General features: G+C 72.1%; 4 protein-coding genes. 1 reads left to right on the forward strand and 3 read right to left on the reverse strand.

Annotated features, from left to right (window positions below; genetic code table 11):
* The first annotated feature begins 202 nt into the window (after window positions 1-202).
* Window positions 203-1,138: a pseudouridine synthase gene (locus tag JGS39_RS38030; RefSeq protein ID WP_219574339.1), complete on the forward strand. Its 936-nt coding sequence runs from the start codon at window positions 203-205 to the stop codon at window positions 1,136-1,138.
* Window positions 1,139-1,147: 9 nt separating this feature from the next.
* Here JGS39_RS38030 and JGS39_RS38035 read toward each other — a convergent pair whose 3' ends face one another.
* The 3 genes from JGS39_RS38035 to JGS39_RS38045 form a co-directional block, all read right to left on the reverse strand.
* A complete protein-coding gene (locus tag JGS39_RS38035) occupies window positions 1,148-1,777 on the reverse strand; it encodes an MBL fold metallo-hydrolase (RefSeq protein WP_219574340.1) in 630 nt (209 codons plus the stop codon).
* A complete protein-coding gene (locus tag JGS39_RS38040; RefSeq protein WP_219574341.1) occupies window positions 1,777-2,862 on the reverse strand; it encodes an S-(hydroxymethyl)mycothiol dehydrogenase in 1,086 nt (361 codons plus the stop codon). The genes JGS39_RS38035 and JGS39_RS38040 overlap by 1 nt, the downstream gene beginning before the upstream one ends.
* 143 nt (window positions 2,863-3,005) lie before the next feature.
* Window positions 3,006-3,515, reverse strand: a 510-nt coding sequence (locus tag JGS39_RS38045; RefSeq protein ID WP_219574342.1) for an amidohydrolase family protein, incomplete at its 5' end; no start/stop codon positions are given.

The following is a 3,515-nucleotide window of genomic DNA, read 5'->3' on the forward strand; positions in this document are numbered from 1 at the left end:
CGGGTGCGGGTGCGGGTGCGATGCCGTCAGTCATGCCGATATCGCAAGCGCTTTCTACCCCCGCATGCCGGACTTTGAATCCTTTCAGCGCAGGGAAGTTGCCCGTGCTCTCCCGGCGCCGCCGTCAGCCCCGAGGCCCCCGACGCTGTGGAAGGATGCCCGGCATCATGAGAACCAGCACCAAGGCTTCCGGCGGGCCCCGATGAGAGGGCGCGCGAAGCCTCCGCCGTCGCCCCTGCCCCAATGCGACGGGGTGGATCCGGTCCGGGTGCGGCTCCCGGAGGATCCGGCCGGGCAGTGGCCGACGGTCCGTGACCATCTGCTGGCGCGGTTCGCCGACGCGATCGGCGCGGAGCAGGTCGACGCCATGCTGGCCGGGGGCCGGTTCGTCTCCGTCCGGGGTGCGGTGACCGGGCACGAGCCGTACACGGCGGGCCGGTACCTCTGGTTCCACCGGGACTTCGCACCGGAGGAGCCCGTGCCGTTCCCGGTCGGTGTGGTGTACCGGGACGAACACCTGGTCGTCGCGGACAAGCCGCACTTCCTGGCGACGACTCCGCGCGGCCGGCACATCACCGAGACCGCGGTGGCCCGGCTCCGCCGCGAGCTGGCCCTGCCGCTGCTCCAGCCCGCCCACCGGTTGGACCGGCTGACCGCGGGGCTCGTCCTCTTCGTCGTACGGCCGGAGGAACGGGGCGCGTACCAGACGCTGTTCCGGGACCGCCTGGTACGCAAGGAGTACGAGGCGGTGGCACCGTACGCACCGGGGCTGGTCCTCCCGCGCACCGTGCGCAGCCGCATCGTGAAGGAGCGCGGGGTGATCGCCGCCCGCGAGGAGCCCGGTGAGCCGAACAGCGAGAGCCTGGTCGAGCTGCTGGAGCACCGGGGCGGACTCGGCCGCTACCGGCTGCTGCCCGCCACCGGACGCACGCATCAGTTGCGGGTCCATATGAACAGCCTCGGGCTGCCGCTCGTCCACGACCCCGTCTACCCCGTGGTCGAGGCGGACAGCGCCCCCGACGACTTCTCGCGCCCGCTGCAGCTCCTGGCCGGGGTCCTGGAGTTCACGGACCCGGTCACGGGAGAGCCGCACCGCTTCGAGAGCGGGCTGCGGCTCTCCGCGTGGCCGGAGGGGTGAGTCGCGCCGTCAGTGGCCGCGGGCGATCCACTCGTCCAGGTGCGGGGCCTCCGCGCCGATGGTCGTGGCGTCCCCGTGTCCGGTGCGGACGGCGGTCTCCGGCGGCAGGGCGAGCAGCCGGTCCCGGATCGAGTCGACGATCGTCGGGAAGTGCGAGAAGGAACGGCCGGTGGCACCGGGTCCGCCCTGGAAGAGCGTGTCGCCGGTGAAGACGGTGGACAGCCCGGGGGCGTACAGGCAGACGGCGCCCGGGGCATGGCCCGGGGTGTGCAGGACGGTCAGGGTCGTACCCGCGACCTGGATCTCCTGGCCGTCGGCCAGTTCACCGTCCGGGGCCCGGTCCGGGTGGGTCTGCTTCCACAGCGGCAGGTCGTCGGGGTGGAGCAGGACCGGTGCGCCGGTGGCTTCGGCGAGTGCCGGGGCCGCGTCGATGTGGTCGTTGTGCGCGTGGGTGCAGATGATGGCGCGCAGCGTACGTCCGCCGAGTGCGGCCTCGATGGCGGCGGCGTCGTGGGCGGCGTCGATGACGACCGCCTCGGTGTCGTCGCCGACGATCCAGACGTTGTTGTCGACGTCCCACTCGCCGCCGTCGAGGGCGAAGGTGCCGGAGGTGACGAGGTGGTCGATGCGGGCGGTCATCAGAAGACCACCACCGAGCGCAGGACGTCGCCGTCGTGCATCCGGCCGAAGGCCTGCTCGATGTCGCCGAGGCCGATGGTCTCGGTGACGAACGCGCCGAGGTCGATCCGGCCCTGCTGGTGCAGGTCGATGAGCATCGGGAAGTCGCGCGAGGGCAGGCAGTCGCCGTACCAGGACGACTTGAGCGAGCCGCCGCGGCCGAACACGTCCAGGAGCGGGAGTTCGAGCTGCATCTCCGGGGTGGGGACGCCGACCAGGACGACGGTGCCGGCGAGGTCGCGGGCGTAGAAGGCCTGCTTGTACGTCTCCGGGCGGCCGACCGCCTCGATGACGACGTCGGCGCCGTTGCCGCCGGTGAGCGCGCGGATGGCCTCGACCGGGTCGTCGGCGCGGGAGTTGACGGTGTGCGTGGCACCCATCTTCTTCGCCGTCTCCAGCTTGCGGTCGTCGATGTCCACCGCGATGATCTTCGCCGCGCCGGCCAGCCGCGCGCCGGCGATCGCCGCGTCGCCGACACCGCCGCAGCCGATGACCGCGACGGAGTCGCCGCGGCCGACCTGGCCGGTGTTGATGGCGGCGCCGATGCCCGCCATCACGCCGCAGCCGAGGAGACCGGCGACGGCCGGGGAGACCTCGGGGTCGACCTTGGTGCACTGGCCGGCGGCGACGAGGGTCTTCTCGGCGAAGGCGCCGATGCCGAGCGCCGGGGAGAGCTCGGTGCCGTCCAGCAGGGTCATCTTCTGCTTCGCGTTGTGCGTGTCGAAGCAGTACCACGGGCGTCCGCGCAGACAGGCGCGGCACTGTCCGCACACGGCCCGCCAGTTGAGGACGACGAAGTCGCCCGGGGCGACGTCGGTGACGCCGTCGCCCACGGACTCCACGACGCCCGCGGCCTCGTGGCCGAGGAGGAAGGGGAACTCGTCGTTGATGCCGCCCTGCTTGTAGTGCAGATCGGTGTGGCAGACGCCGCACGCCTGGATCTTCACCACGGCCTCACCGGGGCCCGGGTCCGGAATCACGATCGTCTCGACCCGTACCGGCTCGTTCTTTCCCGGTGCGATGACCCCTTGTACGTGCTGCGCCATTCCCGTGGTCTCCCTTGTGCGGCTTTCCCTGAGATCGATTCATGACTTTTCCCGAGATCGATCACGAACAACCGTACGCGGTGCGGAAGGCCGCGATGGTGCGCCGCGTTGGCGCACCACCGTAACTCCGCGGTGTCCCCGGGTCAGTCCCCGTACACCCGGCGGCCGCCCACGTACGTCGCCAGGACCCGCGCCTCGGCGATCTCCTCGGGCGGTGCGGCGTAGGGGTCGCGGTCCAGAACCACCAGGTCGGCGAGGGCGCCGGCCCGGATGCTGCCGGTGTCGTCCAGGTGGTTCACGTACGCCGAGCCCGCCGTGTACGCGGCCAGCGCGTCGGTCAGCGAGATGCGCTGTTCCGGGAGGAAGGCCCGGCCGTGGTCACCGCCGGGCACCACGCGGTTGACGGCCGTGTGGATGCCGTGCAGCGGATCGGCGCTGCTCACGGGCCAGTCGGAGCCCGCGGCCACGGTGGCGCCGGAGCGCAGGAGCGCGGCGAACGGGTACTGGAGCGCGGCCCGTTCGCGGCCGAGGAAGGGGATGGTCAGCTCGTCCATCTGGGGTTCGTGGGCGGCCCAGAGCGGCTGGATGTTGGCGGTGGCGCCGAGCGCGCGGAAGCGGGGGATGTCGTCGGGGTGGACGACCTGGAGGTGGGC

Origin of the sequence: Streptomyces poriferorum, assembly GCF_019399235.1 — a bacterium.
In the GTDB taxonomy this organism is placed as follows: Bacteria; Actinomycetota; Actinomycetes; order Streptomycetales; family Streptomycetaceae; genus Streptomyces; species Streptomyces poriferorum.